Genomic DNA, 18,266 nt, shown 5'->3' with positions numbered 1-18,266 from the left:
CAGCGCCAATACCGCGGCTCATGACGTTCTCCTTCTGATCGCTCCCATCCCGTGCTGCATTCGTGCTCTCGCCGGGTCGTCGCAATCGGACGGCGATGCGGCTGGCCGTCCAGTGCCGTCACTGCAACCGGCCACCTTCAATTCCTGACCATCAAGGCGACAATGTGCTCACCCGATGAGAGGCAAACATCAAATGTGTACGGCGCGATCGGACTCACCATCCCCAAGCATTGGATGTAGTGCTTGGCGTCGCGGCCGGTGGCCCACGCCGAACGATGACCGCTATCGCTTCGCTCAACTACCCACATCTGAGCCTCCTTGAATCCGAAGGTGACGCGCCCCCTCTGCGGGGGTGGACGTGCTCAGATTTAGGGTGCGCGAAAGCCAGCATCTTTGCGCCTACCACCAGGAGGAGTTGCTTCCCCCATCGGGACTGGATAGCCAGCGCCGTCCCGAACGCATCGGTAATGGCGCTCTCCCAGCGGCACTCACGTTCTGTCGTCAGTCGACCCAGCATGAATGGACAGGCGCCGCCAGACACACGTGGCACAGCACGACACTGTCAGCTCAGAGACCGGGCTGTGTTTGCCGATAGCGCAGGGTCCGGTGGACTCTGGACCCTTGCAGCTAGCTATTCGGTTAACGAGATCGGAGGCAGGAAGCGGTCGCCGTAGCGGGCGGCCAGTTCCTTGGCGCGGGCGACGAAGGCTGCCTTGCCGACGCCGAGCTCACCCTGGTAGCCGACGATGAACTGGGCCGAGCCACCGGTGTAGGCGGGGTAGCCGATACCCATGATCGAGCCGATGTTCGCGTCAGCGGTCGAGGTGAGCACGCCCTCGTCGAGGCACTTCTGGGTCTCCAGCGCCTCGGCGAACAGCATGCGGTCGATCATGTCCTGCAGCGGGATCTGCGAGGATCCGGAGTTGAACGTCTCGCGCAGGCCGGGCCACAGCTGGGTCCGCTTGCCGTCGACGTAGGAGTAGAAGCCGGCACCCTTCAGGCGCGAGGGGCGGCCGAGCTCGATCATCTTCTCCACCACGGCCTCACCGGGGTGCGGCGTATAGGTGTTGCCGTCGGCCTCGACCGCCTTGCGGGTCTCGATCGAAACTTTCTGGAGCAGTTCGAGGTTGAGTTCGTCGAGCAGTTGCAGCGGCGGCGCCGGGTAGCCGGCCTGGCCACCCGCTTGCTCGATGCTCGTCGGTGCGACGCCCTCGGCCAGCATGGCCATGGCTTCCCGCACGAAGGTCATGATGACGCGGCTGGTGAAGAAGCCGCGGCTGTCGTTGACCACGATCGGGGTCTTGCGGATGGCCAGGGTGTAGTCGAACACGCGGGCCAGGGCCTCGTCAGAGGTCTTCTCGCCCTTGATGATCTCCACCAGCGGCATCTTGTCGACGGGTGAGAAAAAGTGGATACCGATGAAGTCCTCCTGGCGCTTCACGCCGGTCGCCAGACCGGTGATCGGCAGCGTGGAGGTGTTCGAGCCGAGCAGCGCGTTGGGCTCGACGATGTCCTCGATCTCCTGGAACACCTTGTGCTTGAGTTCGGAGTTCTCGAACACGGCCTCGATCACGAAGTCGACGCCCTTGAGATCCTGCGGATCAGCGGTCGGAATGATCCGACCGAGCAACGCAGCTGCTTGTTCCTCTGTGCTGACGCCGCGGCCGATCGCCTTGGCTTCCAGCTTCCTCGAATAGTCCTTCCCGCGTTCGGCGGCCTCGATGCTGACGTCCTTGAGCACCACGTCGTAGCCGGCCTTGGCCGACACGTAGGCGACACCGGCGCCCATCATGCCCGCACCCAGCACACCGATCTTGCGGATCTCCTGCTTGGCGATGCCCTCGGGACGCGAGGCGCCGCCGTTGATGGCCTGCAGGTCCAGGAAGAACGCCTGAATCATGTTCTTGGCGGTCTGGCTGGTAGCCACCTCGGAAAAGTAGCGGCTCTCGATGCGGCTGGCGGTGTCGAAGTCGACCTGGGCACCCTCGACAGCGGCGGCAAGGATCGCCCGAAGGGCGGGCACCGGGGCACCTTTGAGCTGGCTGCGCAGGTTCGACCCCATCGACGGCAAGACCGCTGCTAGCTCCTCTGCGCCAGGGATCTTGTAGCCCTTGACGTCCCACGGCTGGGTGTCGGCCTCGGGGTTGGCCTTGATCCACGCCTTTGCGGCCGGGATCAGCTCATCGACCGAACCGACCAGCTCGTCGACCAGACCGGTCTCCTTGGCCTTGGCCGGGTTGAAGCGGGTGCCCTGCGAGAGGACCTCCATGAAGGCCTTCTGGATACCGAACATGCGCACGCTGCGGGCCACGCCGCCACCACCGGGCAGCAGGCCCAGGGTCACCTCGGGCAGACCGATCTGGCTGCCCTTGACGTCGGCGGCGATGCGGTGGTTGGTCGCCAGCGCGATCTCCAGGCCACCGCCGAGCGCGGCGCCGTTGATCGCGGCCACGACGGGCTTGGGCAGGGTCTCCAGCTTGCGCAGATCAGCCTTGACACGTTCCACGGTGTCAAACGCCTCAGCGGCGTCGCTCTGATCGAGGCTCATCATCCATTTGAGGTCACCACCCGCGAAGAAGGTCTTCTTCGCACTGGTGATCACCACACCGGTGATCGAATCCTGCTCAGCAACAAGGCGCTGCACTGCGCGATGGATCGAATTCTGAAAATCGTCGTTCATCACGTTGGCCGAACCGGTCGGGTCGTCCAACGTCAGGGTGACGATGCCGTCGGCATCCTTGTCCCACTGAATGGTGTTCTCAGCCATTGTTTTTCAGACCTCTCAGACGCGCTCGATGATGGTGGCCACGCCCATGCCGCCGCCGATACACAGCGTGATCAGGGCACGCCGCGCACCGCGACGCTCGAGCTCGTCGACCATGGTTCCGGTGATCATGGCGCCGGTGGCGCCCAGCGGGTGGCCCATCGCGATGGCGCCACCGTTGACGTTGAGCTTCTCGTCGGGGATGTTGAGGTCCTTCTGGAACTTCAGCACCACCGAGGCGAACGCCTCGTTGAGCTCGAACAGGTCGATGTCATCGACGGTCAGGCCGGCACGATCCAACACTTTGCGGGTGGCTGGCTGCGGGCCGGTCAGCATGATCGTCGCATCAGCGCCGCTGGTAGCCGTCGCCACGATGCGAGCCCGCGGCGTCAGCCCCTGAGAGACACCAGCTTTCTCGGACCCAATCAACACCAGCGCGGCGCCGTCGACGATGCCCGAGCTGTTGCCGCCGGTGTGGACGTGGTTGATCTTCTCGACGTAGTGGTAGCGCTGCAGCGCCACGTCGTCGAAGCCGCCCATGGCGCCCAGGCCCTCGAACGCGGACTTCAGCTTGCCCAGGTCAGCCGCAGTGGTGCCGGGCCGCATGTGCTCGTCGTGGTCCAGCACGACGAGGCCGTTCTGATCCTTGACCGGGACGACCGACTTGGCGAAGTAGCCGCCGGACCAGGCCGCCGCCGCACGCTCCTGCGACCGCGCCGCGTAAGCGTCGACGTCATCGCGGGAGAAGCCCTCGATGGTGGCGATTAGGTCGGCGCCGATGCCCTGCGGGGCGATACGGTGATCGTAGGTAAAAGCGACGTCGTTGAACATGGCGCCACCGTCGGAAAGCATTGTGATGCGGCTCATCGACTCGACACCGCCGGCCAGCACCAGGTCGTCCCAGCCGGAACGAACCTTCTGCGCGGCCATGTTGACTGCCTCAAGACCCGACCCACAAAACCGGTTCAGCTGAACCCCGCCGGTCGTGTCGGGCATGCCTGCCGCAATAGCGACAGTGCGGGCGATGTCGCCGCCTTGCTCGCGGATCGGTGTCACTACACCGAGCAAGATATCGCTGATCAACGTCTCATCCAGGCCGGGGAACCGGGCCCGGAGCTCGTCAATGAGCCCCACCACCAACGCGACTGGTCGGATCTCGGTCAGCGCACCACCGCGCTGTTTCCCCCGCGGGGTACGGATCGCCTCGTAAATGAACGCTTCTTCAGACATATCAACTCCCTGCCATGTGGCGTTGGTACTTGCAGATCGTGAAACGACAGCCTCCCGATCGGCCTCTTACTTGCTCGCCCGGCCCCTGCGGCCCCGCCGCCCCGGGCGGCATCTTGGCGGCAATGAGACCCGCGACCGAACCCGTGGTGATGATCGACGCTCCGGGCTTCAGATAGGGCAGTGCGGCATGCACCGTGTTGACCACGCCGACGAAGTCCACGTCGAAGGCGTCAGCGAAGGCCACAACCGGGAGATTCGCACCCAGCGGACAGATCCCGGCATTGGCGACGACCACGTCGAGCTTGCCGAATTCTGCTACCGCATTGGCGAGTTCGCGGTTTACGGCCGCGCGGTCGCGTACATCAACCTCGGCGGTGTAGGCCTTGCGACCCGTCTTCTCCACCTCCAGGCCGGCTTCTTCGAGATCGCGGGACGTCGCCAGCGCGTACTCGTTGGTCTCGATGTCGTGGCAGATGTCGAAGAGGATGATGTCGGCACCCTCCTCGGCCAGTTTGACCGCGTGGCTACGACCCTGACCGCGGGCGCCACCGGTGACCAGAATGACTTTTCCTTCTACACGACCCATGTCAGCGTGCCTTCCATACGGGTTGACGTTTCTGCGCGAAGGCCAACGGGCCTTCCTGTGCGTCTTCGGATTTCAGTAGCGCGGTGAACTCGCGCTGAGTACGCGCCCACTTGGGCTCCTCATGGGCGATCACGCCGTTGTCGGCGGCGTAGGCGACCCGCTTGCTGGCCTGCACCGACAGCGGCGCGTTCACGGTGATCCGCTCGGCGAGCGCGAGCGCAGCTTCCACCACGTTGCCGTCGGGTACCACTTGGTTGATCAACCCCCACCGCAGCGCCTCATCGGCGGCGATCGGCTCTCCGGTGAACACGAGTTCGAGCGCCACCTTGCGAGGCAGCTGTTCGATGATCCGGAATACCCCGCCCGCACCGGCGATCAAGCCACGCTTGACCTCAGGTAGGCCGAAGCTGGCAGTTTCGCCGGCGACCACCAGATCACTGGCCAGCGCCAGCTCCGAGCCACCGCCCAAAGCGGTGCCATTGACCGCGGCGATGGTGGGCTTGTCGATGAAGTGATTTACGTAACCGGCGAAGCCCCACTCCGGGTTTGTGTCGTGGAAGAGGTCCTCCCCGCGCGAGATCGCCTTCAGATCCGCGCCGGCACAGAAGGATTTGTCTCCGGCCCCGGTGAGCACGACCACCCAGACCTCGGGGTCGTTCTGTGCGGCCTCCAATGCATTGCCGACGGCAATGCTCACCGCGCCGTTGACCGCGTTGCGGGCCTCCGGACGGTTGATCGTGATGAGCGCGACGTTGCCTCTGCGCTCCACAATGGCGGCATCAGTCATGAATTCTCCTTCTGCGGATTGTTGGCGTTCTGTGAGTGGGAGTTGTCGTCGATCTGTCCGGCACCGAGCTCCGCCAGCATGGCCAGCAGACGCCTACGGTCCACCTTCAGTGCCGCACCCCGGGGTAGCGCATCGACCACGAACACCTGGGTGGGCACCTCATACGGCGTGAGCTGGGTACGGCAGTGCTGACGCAATGCCTCACCATCGGTTTCTGCTCCTGACCGCAATTCGACTGCGGCAACCGGGATCTGGCCCAAACGGTGATCCGGGATGGGCGCCACGGCCGCATCGGCTACGGCCGGATGCCCACGCAGGGCCCGCACGACGATCTCCGGTGCCACCTTGAACCCGCCACGGACGATGACGTCGTCGGCGCGACCGTCGATGTAGAGGAAGCCGTCGGCATCCAAGTGCGCAAGATCGCTGGTGGTGACCCACTCGTCCGCGCGCCCGGTCTGCGGAGTCGCCACTTGCAGCCTGCCACTCTCATCCGGACCGAGCACGGCGCCGTCCTCATCTACGATCTGCAGCCGGACGCCGGGGAACGCGCGTCCCACGCTGCCCTTCTTCTCCGCCCGCCGAGCATGGAAGTCCTTCACCGTCCACCCGGCCACGGCGCCGGAGAACTCTGTCGCGCCGTAGACGACGAGGATCGGAATGCCGTAACGCTCGAAGAAGGCCTCGACCAGTTCAGGATCCACCGGGCTGGTACCCGCGTTGATGGTGCGGATACTCGCCAGATCCTCGGCCGGAACATCGGAATCGAGGACCGATCTGATGGCTGCGGGCGGCAAACCCGCGAGGGCGGGCCTGTGCTCCTTGACCACCGAGTGCCAGCCCTGAACCGTGAACCGATCCAACATCGCAATCGGTCGGGCGGCGACCAGGGACTGCAGCAGCGACCAGAGGCCGCCGATATGAACGATGGGCAGTGTCACCAGGCCGACGGTTCCCGACAGCGGCGGTTTGGTGCGGGACCCGGGCCGGTCGTTGTGTTGCAGCGCAGCCGCAAGTGCGACCTCCAACTGGGCCCGGGTCAAGGGAATACGTTTCGGAGGACCTGTCGTACCCGACGTCAGCATCTCGATCGCGACGGCGGAATCGCCGTGGTCGGCCTGCGCGCGTCCCCGAGCCTGCGCGATCACATCATCGCCCTCGAGGCTCCACCCGGTGGCACCGAGATCCCCGACCGTCCGGCCGAACACAGCTTCCGCCCACAACGCCTGCGGCGCCAGGACGTAGGCCACTTCGGCGGCAGCCAGGTCGGCACTCAACCGCTCCGGTGGTTGCAGCGGACTGATGGTCACCAGAGTGCGTCCACCCCGGAAGATCGCGATGAGGGCGGCGACCGACTCCATGCGATTCGGCAGCACGACCGCAACCCGGCCGCCCTCACCGCACCCCGCCTCGGTCAACTCCTTGTCGATCCGCTCGGTCAGCGTGCGGACACGACCCCAGGACTCCCAATGCTCGTCACATTGCAGCATGCGCGCGTGATCGTTGGCGTCCCACAGCCTTCCCAACGCTTCTTCGATGCTCGTCATTGTCACTTTCCAGATAGACCGTTTCCCTAATCAGTATTCTGTTTAACTTAATCGACATGGTTTACTAGGTCAACGTAGTGGAGGGAATTGAACGATGGACTTCGGACTGACCGCCGAGCAGGACCAACTCGCAGAAGCCGAGCGTGCCTGGCTGGTCCGCAACGACCCGCTGGTGCGCGTCCGCGCAACACTGGATTCAGCACCTATCACCATTGACCCGGCAGCAGTGGCGCACGCGACGGAATCCGGTTTGCTGTCGCTGCTCACCCCCGAAATGGGTGGCACCCACGTAGATCTCGCGGTTCTCACCGAGGCCCACGGTTACGCGGCCAGCGCGTTGCCGATCGCTGATCTGACAGTTGCCGCCTGGCTGCTCGACAGAGCAGGGATCAGCACCGGCGAGGGCTCGCTGACCGGATTGGCGTTCGGTTCCGGCCGGCGTGGGCCCAGCACCCCGGTTCCGATGGCCGCCGATATGGCCTCCGTCGCGGTGGTGGGCGAGGCCGGCGAAAAGGAGTACCTGTCGGTCGTTTCTGCTCCCGCGCTGATTGCCATGTCGACCCTCGACCTGACCCGTTCGTGGGCGAGAGTGAACTTCGACGGTACCGACGTCGCCGCCTTGCCCGAGGGAACCGAACTGCCCGCCGGAACGTTGACCGCGGTGCGGGATGCGCTTGCCGTGCACCGTGCGTTCGACGCGCTTGGCGCCGCGACCAGGTTGCTCGACATGACTGTCGAATACGCCGGGCAGCGCGAGCAATTCGGCGTGCCGATCGGCTCGTTCCAGGCCGTCAAACATCACTGCGCCGACATGGTCGTTGCGGTGGAGTCCGCCAGAGCCTCGCTGTGGGCCGCCGCGCTCGCGCTGGATACCTCGGTGGGCGCGGCCCGGTCGCGGGCGGCCTCTGCGGCCGCCGCATACGCCAAGGCCGCGGCCGCCCGCGTCGCCGGCGACGCCCTCCAAGTGCACGGTGGTATCGGCTTCACCTGGGAGCACGACCTGCATCTGCTGCTACGCCGAATCAAGGTCGACGAGGCATTCGACGGCACGGTCGCCGAACACCGCGCCGCACTCGTCACCGCGTAAGGGCCTAGCGCCCACGCGGCAGGCCCAGTCCACGCTCGGCAATCAGGTTCCGCATGATCTCCGAGCTGCCGCCGGCAATGGTGTACGCGCGAGCATACAACCACTCGTCCTGCCACCGACCGGCGTCGAGGACATTCGCGTCGCCTTCTACCAGCACACCGTCCTCGCCGCCGAGTTCTACTGCAAAGCGGGCTATTTCGAGGTTGACCTCACTGAACATCAGCTTGGCCATGGCGGCGTCGTGCATCCGTTCGGTACCACGTGACCATCGCGTCACGTTCGCATAGGTCAGCGCCGCGAGCGCTTCGACCTCGGCGCTGAACTCGCCGATCCGATCCTTCACGAGATCGCTCTCGATGGCGGGGCGACCGCCGCATTGCACCCGCCGGGCCAGGTCGGTGAGAGCCTGAACGGCCAACTTCAGCTTCACCACCGCCGCACCGACACCGGTACGCTCGTGCGCCAGCGTGGCATTCGCGATCGCCCAGCCCTGCCCCGGCGTGCCGATCATCGCCTCGGCAGGCAGCGTGACGTTGTCGAGGAACACCTCGTTGAAATCGGAGGTTCCGGTCAATTCCCGGAGCGGCCGCACCGTGATACCCGCGCTGGACATATCGACGATGAACGCGCTGATGCCCTTGTGCTTCGGAGCGTCTGGGTCGGTACGGGCCAGCAGATACCCGTAGTCGGCCCAGTGCCCGTCGGTGGTCCACACCTTCTGCCCGTTGACGGTGTAGGTATCGCCGTCGGGCACCGCCCGGGTGCGCAGTGACGCCAGATCACTGCCGGCTCCGGGCTCGCTGAACAGCTGGCACCACAGTTGGCGGCCGGCACGAATCTCGGGCAGATGCCTTCGGCGCTGCTCGTCGGTGCCGTAATGGATGAGTGCGTGGGAGGCGAGGATGCTGCCCCCCTGAGCTCCGGGCACCGCCGCCCGGGCCAGCTCCTCACCGACGACGATTTCGTGCTCGGCCGAACGGTCGTGGCGGCCGCCGTACTCGGTAGGCCAGTCCGCGCCGACGTAGCCCGCTTCGAACAACCGCGCGGTCCATTCCTTCAGCGCCTTCAGTTCGGCCTCGTTCTCGGCGCTGCGCACGCCGGCCCGAGGCGGGATTGCGGGCGCGTGTTCGGCGACGAATGTCCGCACCTGCGCGCGGAAGGCCTCCAACTCGGGCCCCATACCGTATTCCACGTTCTGTCTTTCTGTTCGATTCGGCTTGGTCAGCCGGTCAACGGGTCAACGCTTGTTCAAGTCGCTTCTCTTGCAACGGCCGCAGCAACTCCCCCGCGGCGCGGTCGCGCAGCGCATCCGCCCGGCCGACCAACACGGCGTTCGCCTTGGCTCGGCGCAGCATCAGGTGGATCGGATGCTCCCAGGTGAAACCGATGCCGCCGTGGATCTGCAGGGCGCCCTCCGTGGCAGTGACGGCCGCGTCGAGCGCGGCCGCGGCGGCGAGGTCCACGAGGTACTCCGATTCTTCGAAATCGGCCTCTGCGGCCGCCTGCACCTGGCTGCGGGCACCTTCCAGCGCAACCAGGATGTCGGCGCAGCGATGCGATATCGCCTGGAAACTTCCGATGGCCCGGCCGAACTGGTGGCGCTCACCCGCCCACTCGACGGCCATCGCCAGCGCCCGTGCGGCCACTCCGACCGAATCGGCCGCCACCGCCAACAGGGCCTGGCGGCGGGCGATGCGCAGCACCCGACGCACCTCGGCACCGTCAGCCAGCACTTCACCCGACGCACCCGCGAAGGTGACCGCCCCGATGGTTCCGGTCAGATCGAGCGGCTGATGTGCTGTCACCTCAACGCCGTCGGCGGCCGCGTCAACGGCAACAAGCATTTCCCCCTCGGCGGTGCGTGCCAGCGCGATCAACACCTCGGCACTCGGTGCGCCCGGCACGATCGGCACCACTCCGTGCAGGCCGACACCGTCCCATTCGGGCAGCTCCGGTCCACCGGTCACCCAACCGCCGTCGTTCAACGGCACTGCGAAGGCTGCGGGTGTGCCCGCGGTGATCCGCTGCACCAAATCCTTTGCCGCGCACTGCACTGCAACGTCCAGCGCGATCACCGTCGCGACCAACGGGGTAGGCGCCAACGCTTTGCCGGCCTCCTCGATGGCCGCATAGAGCAGCCTCGGTCGCGCGCCGGCGCCGCCCAGCGACTCCGCTACGGCCAGGCCGGGCAGGCCGAACTCGACAAGGGTCGACCACACGGCGGGGTCGGTGGCATCGATCGGGCGTTTCCGGTCGAGCAGCGTCGTCACGTCCACCTTGGCCGAAAGCGCCTTCGCCAGCACGCCGCGTAGTTCGCCTTCGTCCTCTTCGGGCACAGCCAGCGGTGCACCCGGGGTGACGGCCGCGGTCCGCTTCCCCTCGCCGCGGTGTGACGGCAGGCCGAGCACACTTTCGGCGATGGTGTTGCGCTGGATCTCGGCGGTGCCTGCGCCGATCGTGGTGGCACGGCTCATCAGGTAGCCGAATGTCCAGCGACCGTTGTCGACGGCATCGGGCGCGCGGCTGCCCAGTGCGGCATACGGGCCGACCGCGCGCAGTGCCAGTGCGTGCAGGTGCTGCTCGAACTCCGATTTCACCAGCCGATTCACCGAGGCCACCCCACCGGGGTCCTCGCCGCGCAGCACCGCGGCCAGCGCGCGGGCGCTGTTGGCGGCGATGGTGCGTACCCCGGATTCCAGCCGGCCGACATCCTGGCGGACCAGTGGATCGCTGTCGAGGTGACGGGATGCCACCAACTCGAGCACCCGGTCGGCAGTGCGTCGGTACTTGAATTCGTCGGCGAGGAACGCGGTCGCCCGCTCATGACCCAATGAGGTCCGCATGATCGACCAGCCCGCGCCCTCCTCGCCCACCCGGTTCTCGACGGGTACGGCCACATCGTCGAGGAACACCTCGGCGAAGTGCGCGGCACCGCTGATGTCACGCAGTGGCCGCACAGTGATCCCGGCACTGTTCATCGGGATCAGCAGATAGGTGATGCCTTCGCTCGGTTTCAGCCCGGTTCCGGTACGGACCAACGCGAACATCCAGTCCGCCCGATCGGCCATCGTGGTCCACACCTTCTGGCCGGTGACCCGGTATACGTCGCTGTCGCGGACCGCCCGGGTGGACAGCGATGACAGGTCGCTGCCCGCGCCCGGTTCGGAAAACCCTTGGCACCAGAACTCATCCGCCCGCAGCAGCGGCTTCAGGAAGCGGTCCTTCTGTTCTTGGGTGCCGTGCGCGATGAGGGTGGGAGCGAGGATGAACGACAGGGGGCAGGGATGCGGCGGGGCGCCGGCGTCGGTGGTCATCCGGTAGTAGTCCAGCTGATCGTTCAGCGACAACTCCAGGCCGCCGACCGTACGGGGCCATCCCGGCGCGGCCAACCCGTTGTCGACCAGTTCGGCATGCCACGCGCGTGCGGCCTCGATCCGATCCGGTTTGACGCCAGACCGGGCTGTCTGACCCTGGCGATCGTGGAATTCGGCGAGCAACGATTCCAGTCCTGCACGCCAATCAGCTGTCTGCATCACACCTCACTACTACGATCACCTGGTTAACTATGTAAGCATAGTGACGCGGCGACGGCCGATTGGCAACCCTTGGTCACCCCTCTTCGAGCACCAGCGCCAATTCAGGGCATGCGGCGACGCCATCGCGAACGAGCTGCTCGTCCTCGGCCCCGACTTCGGTGGGCTCAAGAATCGAGTAGCCCGAGTCATCGATCGGGAACAGATCAGGATCGACGGCGTAGCACTGCGCGTGACCCACACACTTCGACTGTTCGAGACGAACTTTCATGCGACCTCCTCCACTCGACCGTCCTCGGTAGACGGTTCGGAAACCTGACCCTATAAGACTAAAGGATTAACTATTTATCGTTCACGAGATCGTATAGAGACCGGATTCGGCGCATGTTGCCGGCCCGAAGGCGCCGACCTCGACCCGCCACGAATGCCTTGCCACATCTGACATCTCTGTCATGCTCGTCCTGCACGGTATATATACCGTCTACAGTGCATATTTGCGGAATATTGCACAGCGAACCGCTGCCATAATCCATTTGCTTCTGACAGTAATATCCGCTACTAATGAGGCGTCGCCCGCCTGTAGAGAGGTCTACGAATGACGTCCGAACTCAACAATGAAGAGACCATGCTGGTCGAGACAGTGCGGATGTTCATCGACCGCGACGTGAAGCCCACGGTGCGCGAGGTCGAACACGCCAACGAGTACCCACACGCGTGGATCGAACAGATGAAGCGCATCGGGATCTTCGGCCTTGCGGTGCCCGAGGAGTACGGCGGTTCACCCGTGTCGATGCCCTGCTATGTGCAAGTGACACAGGAACTTGCCCGGGGCTGGATGAGCCTGGCCGGCGCGATGGGCGGGCACACCGTCGTCGCGAAGCTGATCTCGTTGTACGGAACCGAGGATCAGCGGCAAAAGTATCTGCCCGGCATGGCAAGTGGCGAGATTCGAGCGACCATGGCCCTCACCGAACCCGGCGGCGGTTCAGATCTCCAGGCGATGACGACTACGGCACGTGCCGACGGTGACCAGCTGGTCATCAATGGCGCGAAGACTTGGATCAGCAATGCCCGCCGATCCAGTCTCATCGCCTTGTTGTGCAAGACGGACCCGCAAGCGTCGCCACGCCATCGCGGCATCTCAGTGGTCTTGGTCGAACACGGGCCGGGGTTGACGGTGTCACGCGACCTGCCCAAGCTCGGGTACAAGGGCGTGGAGAGCTGCGAGCTCTCGTTTGACGACTGCCGAGTCCCGGCATCCGCGATACTCGGCGGCGAGCCCGGCAAGGGGTTCGCGCAGATGATGAAAGGTCTTGAGACCGGACGTATTCAGGTCGCGTCACGGGCGCTCGGCGTGGCGACCGCAGCGCTCGAGGACGCCCTCAAATACGCGCAGGAACGCGAGAGCTTCGGCCGGCCGATCTGGAAACACCAGTCGGTCGGTAATTATCTGGCCGATATGGCGACCAAACTCACCGCCGCCCGACAGCTCACCCGGTATGCCGCCGAACGCTACGACAGCGGTGAACGCTGCGACATGGAAGCCGGCATGGCCAAGCTGTTCGCCTCCGAGACCGCCATGCAGATCGCGCTGGATGCAGTCCGCATCCACGGAGGTTACGGGTACTCGACCGAATACGACGTCGAGCGCTATTTCCGGGATGCCCCGCTGATGATCGTCGGTGAAGGCACCAACGAGATCCAGCGCAACGTCATCGCCGCGCAACTGGTCTCCCGCGGCACTCTGTAAGCCTCACACAACGAACAAGGGATTGATCGTGGCCTACGTGATCACTCAGAACTGCTGCAAGGACGCCAGCTGCGTTCCGGTCTGCCCGGTGAGCTGTATCCACCCGGTGAGCGGTGCAGGTGAATTCACCGGCACCGAAATGCTTTACATCGATCCCGAAGCCTGCATCGACTGCGGCGCCTGCCTGGAGGAATGCCCGGTCGACGCGATCTACTACGACGAAGACCTGCCGGCCGACCAGGAGCGGTTCCGCGAGATCAACGCCGGCTACTTCGAACGTCACCCACCGCAGACGCACACCCCGGCTCCGCTGGTGGACCGCCACGCCGTCAAATCAGGTGCGCTGCGGGTCGCCGTCGTCGGCGCCGGCCCCGCCGCCTGCTATGCATCCGCTGCCCTGATCGGTGTCGACGGAGTCGAGGTGAATCTTTTCGAACGCCTCCCCACTCCGTTCGGATTGATCAGGGCGGGTGTGGCGCCGGACCACCAGCACACCAAGTCTGTCGTGCGGATCTTCGAACATGTCTTCAGCAACAAGAGGTTTGGGTGTTATCTGAATGTTGAGATCGGCTCGGACCTGACTCACGACGAGTTGCTCGCTCATCACCATGCCGTCATCTACGCGGTCGGGGCCTCTCGCGGCCGAGAACTCGATATACCCGGCAACGAACTGCCTGGAAATCATTCAGCGGTCGACTTCGTGGGTTGGTACAACGGGCATCCGGACCACGCCCACCATACGTTTGACCTGTCCGGTGAGCGGGCCGTGATCGTTGGCAACGGCAATGTCGCGCTGGATGTCGCACGGATGCTGTTGCTCGACGCCGACCATCTGGCGGCCACCGACATCGCCCCGCATGCGTTGGCCGTCTTGTCCGACAGCAAGGTTCGCGAGGTCGTGATTGTCGCGCGACGTGATCCTCGCGACGCGGCGTTCTCCGCCGGCGAGTTCCTCGCTCTCGGTCACCTACCCGGGATCGACGTCATCATCGACAGCATTGACTTGGCAGCCGGTCCGGACGACGACGCCGAGACTGAACTCAAGCTCCGGATCGCCCGCGAGTACGCGGACCGGCCAGAGACTGCCGGAAACAAGCGGATCGTCTTCCGGTTTGCGGCATCCCCGGCGGAGGTCGTCGGGTCCGGCCGGGCCGAAGGCCTACGCGTGACGACCAACGGCTCTCCGGAAGGCGAATTGATCGCAGCGCCATTGATTCTGCGGGCCATCGGATATCAAGGCTCGGCAGTCGAGCCGCTGTCGTTCGACGCAGCACGAGGCGTGGTGCCCAATGCCAGCGGACGGGTCGTCGATGAAGATGGTCAGCCCGTGCGTGGCGTCTATGTGACCGGGTGGATCAAACGCGGGCCGCGTGGTGTCATCGGTACCAACCGAAACTGCGCGGACGAAACAGTTGCCGCCCTGCTGGAGGACTTCGTCGCCGGCAGGTTGGCCACCGATGTGGCTGACCCTGCGGGCATCGCCCGGCTTTTCAGTGAGCGTGGATCGTCACCGATCGGATGGGCGGGCTGGCGGGCGATCGACGCCGCCGAACGCCAACGCGGGGCCGAGGTGTCCCGGCCCCGCGTGAAGTTCATCGACATCACCGAAATGGTGTCCGCGGCGAATGCCTGAACCGGCTCACACGCCGGCCAATTGACGTTCGCCGGTGGACACCCGCGGGAAGTTGAGCATGCGGCGGGCGTTCTGCTCGACGATCAGGGAGCACTCGTCGTCGGGCACGTTGGCGAGCACTTCGGCGGCCCGCTTGCGTGAATTGGGCCAGTTGGAATCACTGTGCGGGAAGTCGATTTCGAGGGTGATCCGGTCGATACCGATCTCGTGGCGGTTCTTCAACCCATGCTCATCATCGATGAAGCAACCCCAGAAATGCTTCTTGAACAGATCAGAGGGCCGAGTGTCGAAATCGATGTTCTGGTAGTAACGGTGCCGCTCCCACACGTAGTCCGAGCGCTCCAAGATGTAAGGAACCCAACCGATACCACCCTCGGCCAGCGAAATCTGCAGGTCCGGGAATTTCTGCAGCTTGCCGGAGAACAACAGGTCGACCGTCGTCCACATCAGGTTGGTGGAGAACAGGGTGATCGCTACGGCGAACGGTGCGTCAGGCATCGCCATCTCGCCGGGCACCGGCTTCATCGAAGAGAACGAGAACCCTGGCACATACGATCCGGAACCGAAGTGCAGGGATACGGGCATCTGCGCGCCGGAACAGACCTGCCACAACGGATCCCAGTGATCGGAATGAAACGACGGCAACCCCAGTGGCACCGGGCTGTCCGGGAACGACACCGTCCGAGCCCCTTTGGCCGCCACTCGCTCAGCCTCTGCGACCGTCGCGTCGATGTCCCACACCGGCAGGATCGCCAGCGGGACATAACGATCCGGTGCGGTGGCGCACCACTCATCGATGTAGAAGTCGTTCCACGCCTTCACGCACAACAGCGCCAGTTCCTTGTCCTGAGCACGGAAGAACGTACCACCGCCGAACCCAGGAAACGACGGGAAACACAGCGCGGCCTGCACTCCATCCACATCCATGTCGGCGATCCGCGCGACCGGGTCATAGCAGCCGGGAATCATGTCCTCATAGCGCACCGGATCCATCCCCCACTCCTCTGGGGGCTTGCCCGCCACTGCATTGAGGCCGATGGTCGGGAAGATCTGGCCGTCATAACTCCACAGGTGCTTACCGTCGACCTCGAGAATCCGCGGCCCGGCTTCGAGGAACCGCTGCGGAAGGCGGTCCTGCCATACCCGCGGATGCTCGACGAGATGGTCGTCGACGGACACTATCTGGTGTTCATCTTGAAGCGGCACAACACGCCCCCTACCTTTTCTGACATTCCGTCTTGTTTTCTGACGGTTCATCTCACAGACTATATGACGTAGGACACGTTCGTCTACCGATTGAGAGCCACGACATGACTGATCCCGATCCAGCCGCCGACGCCCGCGCGAGGGTCGACGAGGACGACCATGACCTGCTGACCTTCGGGGAGGCAGGTGAGCGGTTGCGCATCGAGATCGTGACGGCCGCAGCCAATCTCGACAGACTCAGGCTGTCCGGGTCCCAGGCAGACGTGGAGAAAGCGGGCGCCCGGCTGGCCGCACTGCGCGCTGCCGTGAAGCGGAACAGCGCCCAGCCCATCAACGACGCCAACTTCGAGAAGTTCTTCGGCTACCCCGGAAAGGCCAAGCGCAACCTGCCGGCGCCACCGCCGGCACCATGACAACTGCAGTAGGGCACCGTCGGCCCGGGTTGGCCAACCGGGATACTTCCCTTATGACGCCGACGCCCGACAAGACACGTCGTCCCGGGTATGCGCCGTTGGACAATGTCGGTGTCGGACGACGCGGCCTGCACACACGCCAGCGCATCCTGGCCCGCGCGGCCGATGTCTTCCTTTCCGACGGCTTTCACAGCACTTCCCTGGACACCATCGCCAAGGCTGCAAACTCGTCGCGCGCGACGATCTATCAGTACTTTGCCGGCAAGGAGGACATCTTTCGTGAGCTGAGCGATGCGGCCGGCAAGGCCGTCCTCGACCACGGCGAACGGCTCGGCGATCTCGGCCCAACCGTCGACGGGGTGGAGGCGTTACACCGCTGGCTCACCGAATGGGCCCACATCTATGACACGCACGCCGCGGCATTCGCGGAGTACCCCGGTATCGGGACCGAGCTGTCTGTGATCGATGTCGGCCCAGTCGCCGAGGAGTACCGCAGACGCGTGGCAGCCCGGCTACACGCGGCTCAGCTGCAGGGACTCGGCTCCGACGATGCGGCGGCGGCACTCATGCGCATCCCGCACATGGTCCACCTCTACCGGCACCGCGCGATGTTCCCGTTACCTGCCCGCGAAGTGGTGTCATGGTCATTGACCGTCGCCTTGCAGCTCATGCTGTTCCCCGATACCCCGGCCGAGGCTGTGGCTGCGCCTCACATCTTCGACGAGTCGGCAGGCACACCAACTGACGTCGCCGACGGCACTGCGGCTGAGCCGGTCACGGTGACCACCGAACCGTCGCCGACAGCGCGAGACGTTCTGTCGGCCAGCTCGCGGTTGTTCGCCGAGCATGGCTACTACGCGGTCAGCATGGAGGACATCGCCGCCGCCGCCGACATCAGCCGCGCCACCCTGTATCGATATTTCAGCACCAAGGACAAGATCCTCGCCGAACTCACCCGCGAGGCCGTGGCCGAGATCGAGGAGTCCGCCGCCGCCCTGTCTCAGATCGCCGACACCGACGCGTTCACGAAATGGGTCCACGGCTATGTCGGATTCCACCGCGGTTATCGCGGCGTCATCCGAGCCTGGTTCGACGGCACCGTCGCAGAGCAGCTCTCCAACGCTGCGGTCGGCCACGGCATCTGGGCGGTCCGGCAGGCGGTGGACGCGTTGCTGGAGACGATCGAACTGCCGGACGCCATCGACCGCGGGACAGCCGGTGCGGTATTCCTTGCCGTTCTCGGTCGGATGACCGAGCCGACGGCAGGCGACGAATCCGACGGCGACGACCGCGCTGCCGACCTCATCGTGAACCTGCTGCGGCGCTCCCTGCTTCGCTCGGCCTGGGCTCAGTCCGGCGCGCCGACGTAGCCTGCCGCTGAATTGCGCAACTGCCAGATCTGGGCCGAGCACAGCTCCTGCGCCGATTGCGATATCAGATACGACGCCTGGAATTCGTCGGAGGTGTTGAAATCGGCCTTGATGTCACCGACCAGTTGGCCATAGGTTCGGCCCGACGCGATCTTGTCGCATACCCCGTGCCCGTAGGCGAGCGCCTGGTCGGGGTTGGCGAAGTTGTATCCGGGCCGCACCGTCACGTTGACGAGGTATCCGATGTCGTCCGCCTGTGCGACCGGCGCGCCCACCATGACGACAGAGAACAACGCGGCGAATCCGACGGATGAGAAGAATCGCTTCATAGGTACCGAAATGGTAATTCATATATCGGTT

General features: G+C 64.9%; 14 protein-coding genes and 1 pseudogene. 5 read left to right on the top strand and 10 right to left on the bottom strand.

Going from position 1 to position 18,266, the window contains the following annotated elements; genetic code table 11:
* Positions 1–631 precede the first annotated feature (631 nt).
* From HBE63_RS28040 to HBE63_RS28020, 5 genes and pseudogenes are all read right to left on the bottom strand, one after another.
* Positions 632–2,767, bottom strand: a complete 2,136-nt coding sequence (locus tag HBE63_RS28040; protein WP_166908140.1) for a 3-hydroxyacyl-CoA dehydrogenase NAD-binding domain-containing protein — start codon at positions 2,765–2,767, stop codon at positions 632–634.
* Positions 2,768–2,782: 15 nt separating this feature from the next.
* Entirely contained in the window at positions 2,783–3,994 is a 1,212-nt protein-coding gene (locus HBE63_RS28035; protein WP_166908138.1) for an acetyl-CoA C-acetyltransferase, read from the bottom strand.
* A 76-nt stretch (positions 3,995–4,070) separates the two neighbouring features.
* Positions 4,071–4,580 (bottom strand): annotated as a pseudogene (locus tag HBE63_RS28030) (SDR family NAD(P)-dependent oxidoreductase); the annotation flags it as partial.
* Position 4,581: 1 nt separating this feature from the next.
* On the bottom strand, positions 4,582–5,367 hold the full coding sequence (locus HBE63_RS28025) for a crotonase/enoyl-CoA hydratase family protein (RefSeq protein WP_055111263.1): 786 nt from the start codon (positions 5,365–5,367) through the stop codon (positions 4,582–4,584).
* A complete protein-coding gene (locus HBE63_RS28020; protein ID WP_166908136.1) occupies positions 5,364–6,914 on the bottom strand; it encodes a class I adenylate-forming enzyme family protein in 1,551 nt (516 codons plus the stop codon). The genes HBE63_RS28025 and HBE63_RS28020 overlap by 4 nt, the downstream gene beginning before the upstream one ends.
* Positions 6,915–7,008: 94 nt before the next feature.
* Between HBE63_RS28020 and HBE63_RS28015 the strand changes: the two genes are divergently transcribed.
* Positions 7,009–8,001 (top strand): acyl-CoA dehydrogenase family protein, encoded by a 993-nt coding sequence (locus tag HBE63_RS28015; protein WP_055111268.1) that lies wholly within the window; start codon positions 7,009–7,011, stop codon positions 7,999–8,001.
* 4 nt (positions 8,002–8,005) lie between these two features.
* Here HBE63_RS28015 and HBE63_RS28010 read toward each other — a convergent pair whose 3' ends face one another.
* From HBE63_RS28010 to HBE63_RS28000, 3 genes are all read right to left on the bottom strand, one after another.
* Positions 8,006–9,193, bottom strand: coding sequence for an acyl-CoA dehydrogenase family protein (locus HBE63_RS28010; protein WP_166908134.1), 1,188 nt, complete (start codon positions 9,191–9,193; stop codon positions 8,006–8,008).
* A 37-nt stretch (positions 9,194–9,230) separates the two neighbouring features.
* Positions 9,231–11,534, bottom strand: coding sequence for an acyl-CoA dehydrogenase family protein (locus HBE63_RS28005; RefSeq protein ID WP_166908132.1), 2,304 nt, complete (start codon positions 11,532–11,534; stop codon positions 9,231–9,233).
* 76 nt (positions 11,535–11,610) lie between these two features.
* Positions 11,611–11,805 (bottom strand): ferredoxin, encoded by a 195-nt coding sequence (locus HBE63_RS28000; RefSeq protein WP_166908130.1) that lies wholly within the window; start codon positions 11,803–11,805, stop codon positions 11,611–11,613.
* 324 nt (positions 11,806–12,129) lie between these two features.
* On the opposite strand from HBE63_RS28000, the gene HBE63_RS27995 reads away from it, so the two are divergent.
* Both HBE63_RS27995 and HBE63_RS27990 read left to right on the top strand, forming a co-directional pair.
* Positions 12,130–13,284, top strand: a complete 1,155-nt coding sequence (locus tag HBE63_RS27995) for an acyl-CoA dehydrogenase family protein (RefSeq protein WP_166908128.1) — start codon at positions 12,130–12,132, stop codon at positions 13,282–13,284.
* Between the two features lie 28 nt (positions 13,285–13,312).
* On the top strand, positions 13,313–14,917 hold the full coding sequence (locus tag HBE63_RS27990; RefSeq protein ID WP_166908126.1) for an FAD-dependent oxidoreductase: 1,605 nt from the start codon (positions 13,313–13,315) through the stop codon (positions 14,915–14,917).
* A 6-nt stretch (positions 14,918–14,923) separates the two neighbouring features.
* Here HBE63_RS27990 and HBE63_RS27985 read toward each other — a convergent pair whose 3' ends face one another.
* Positions 14,924–16,123: an amidohydrolase family protein gene (locus HBE63_RS27985; protein WP_166908124.1), complete on the bottom strand. Its 1,200-nt coding sequence runs from the start codon at positions 16,121–16,123 to the stop codon at positions 14,924–14,926.
* 104 nt (positions 16,124–16,227) lie between these two features.
* Between HBE63_RS27985 and HBE63_RS27980 the strand changes: the two genes are divergently transcribed.
* Both HBE63_RS27980 and HBE63_RS27975 read left to right on the top strand, forming a co-directional pair.
* Complete coding sequence (locus tag HBE63_RS27980; RefSeq protein ID WP_166908122.1) at positions 16,228–16,536, top strand: acyl-CoA synthetase; 309 nt, start codon at positions 16,228–16,230, stop codon at positions 16,534–16,536.
* Between the two features lie 53 nt (positions 16,537–16,589).
* Complete coding sequence (locus HBE63_RS27975; protein WP_166908120.1) at positions 16,590–17,906, top strand: TetR/AcrR family transcriptional regulator; 1,317 nt, start codon at positions 16,590–16,592, stop codon at positions 17,904–17,906.
* Here the strand turns inward: HBE63_RS27975 and HBE63_RS27970 are convergent.
* A complete protein-coding gene (locus tag HBE63_RS27970; RefSeq protein WP_166908118.1) occupies positions 17,885–18,235 on the bottom strand; it encodes a DUF732 domain-containing protein in 351 nt (116 codons plus the stop codon). The two genes, HBE63_RS27975 and HBE63_RS27970, sit on opposite strands and share 22 nt — an antisense overlap.
* Positions 18,236–18,266: the final 31 nt, after the last annotated feature.

Source organism: Mycobacterium sp. DL440 (assembly GCF_011745145.1).
Taxonomy (GTDB): domain Bacteria; phylum Actinomycetota; class Actinomycetes; order Mycobacteriales; family Mycobacteriaceae; genus Mycobacterium.
The sequence above is the reverse complement of the archived record's forward strand: the minus strand, read 5'-3'. Positions and strand labels throughout refer to the sequence as shown.

Bases quoted from the DNA above. Each gene is read 5' to 3' on its own strand.
- HBE63_RS28000 (WP_166908130.1), bottom strand. From the start codon at position 11,805: ATGAAAGTTCGTCTCGAACAGTCGAAGTGTGTGGGTCACGCGCAGTGC.
- HBE63_RS27995 (WP_166908128.1), top strand. From the start codon at position 12,130: ATGACGTCCGAACTCAACAATGAAGAGACCATGCTGGTCGAGACAGTG.
- HBE63_RS28015 (WP_055111268.1), top strand. From the start codon at position 7,009: ATGGACTTCGGACTGACCGCCGAGCAGGACCAACTCGCAGAAGCCGAG.
- HBE63_RS28040 (WP_166908140.1), bottom strand. From the start codon at position 2,767: ATGGCTGAGAACACCATTCAGTGGGACAAGGATGCCGACGGCATCGTC.
- HBE63_RS28005 (WP_166908132.1), bottom strand. From the start codon at position 11,534: ATGCAGACAGCTGATTGGCGTGCAGGACTGGAATCGTTGCTCGCCGAA.
- HBE63_RS28035 (WP_166908138.1), bottom strand. From the start codon at position 3,994: ATGTCTGAAGAAGCGTTCATTTACGAGGCGATCCGTACCCCGCGGGGG.
- HBE63_RS28020 (WP_166908136.1), bottom strand. From the start codon at position 6,914: ATGACGAGCATCGAAGAAGCGTTGGGAAGGCTGTGGGACGCCAACGAT.
- HBE63_RS27970 (WP_166908118.1), bottom strand. From the start codon at position 18,235: ATGAAGCGATTCTTCTCATCCGTCGGATTCGCCGCGTTGTTCTCTGTC.
- HBE63_RS27975 (WP_166908120.1), top strand. From the start codon at position 16,590: ATGACGCCGACGCCCGACAAGACACGTCGTCCCGGGTATGCGCCGTTG.
- HBE63_RS27980 (WP_166908122.1), top strand. From the start codon at position 16,228: ATGACTGATCCCGATCCAGCCGCCGACGCCCGCGCGAGGGTCGACGAG.
- HBE63_RS28025 (WP_055111263.1), bottom strand. From the start codon at position 5,367: ATGACTGATGCCGCCATTGTGGAGCGCAGAGGCAACGTCGCGCTCATC.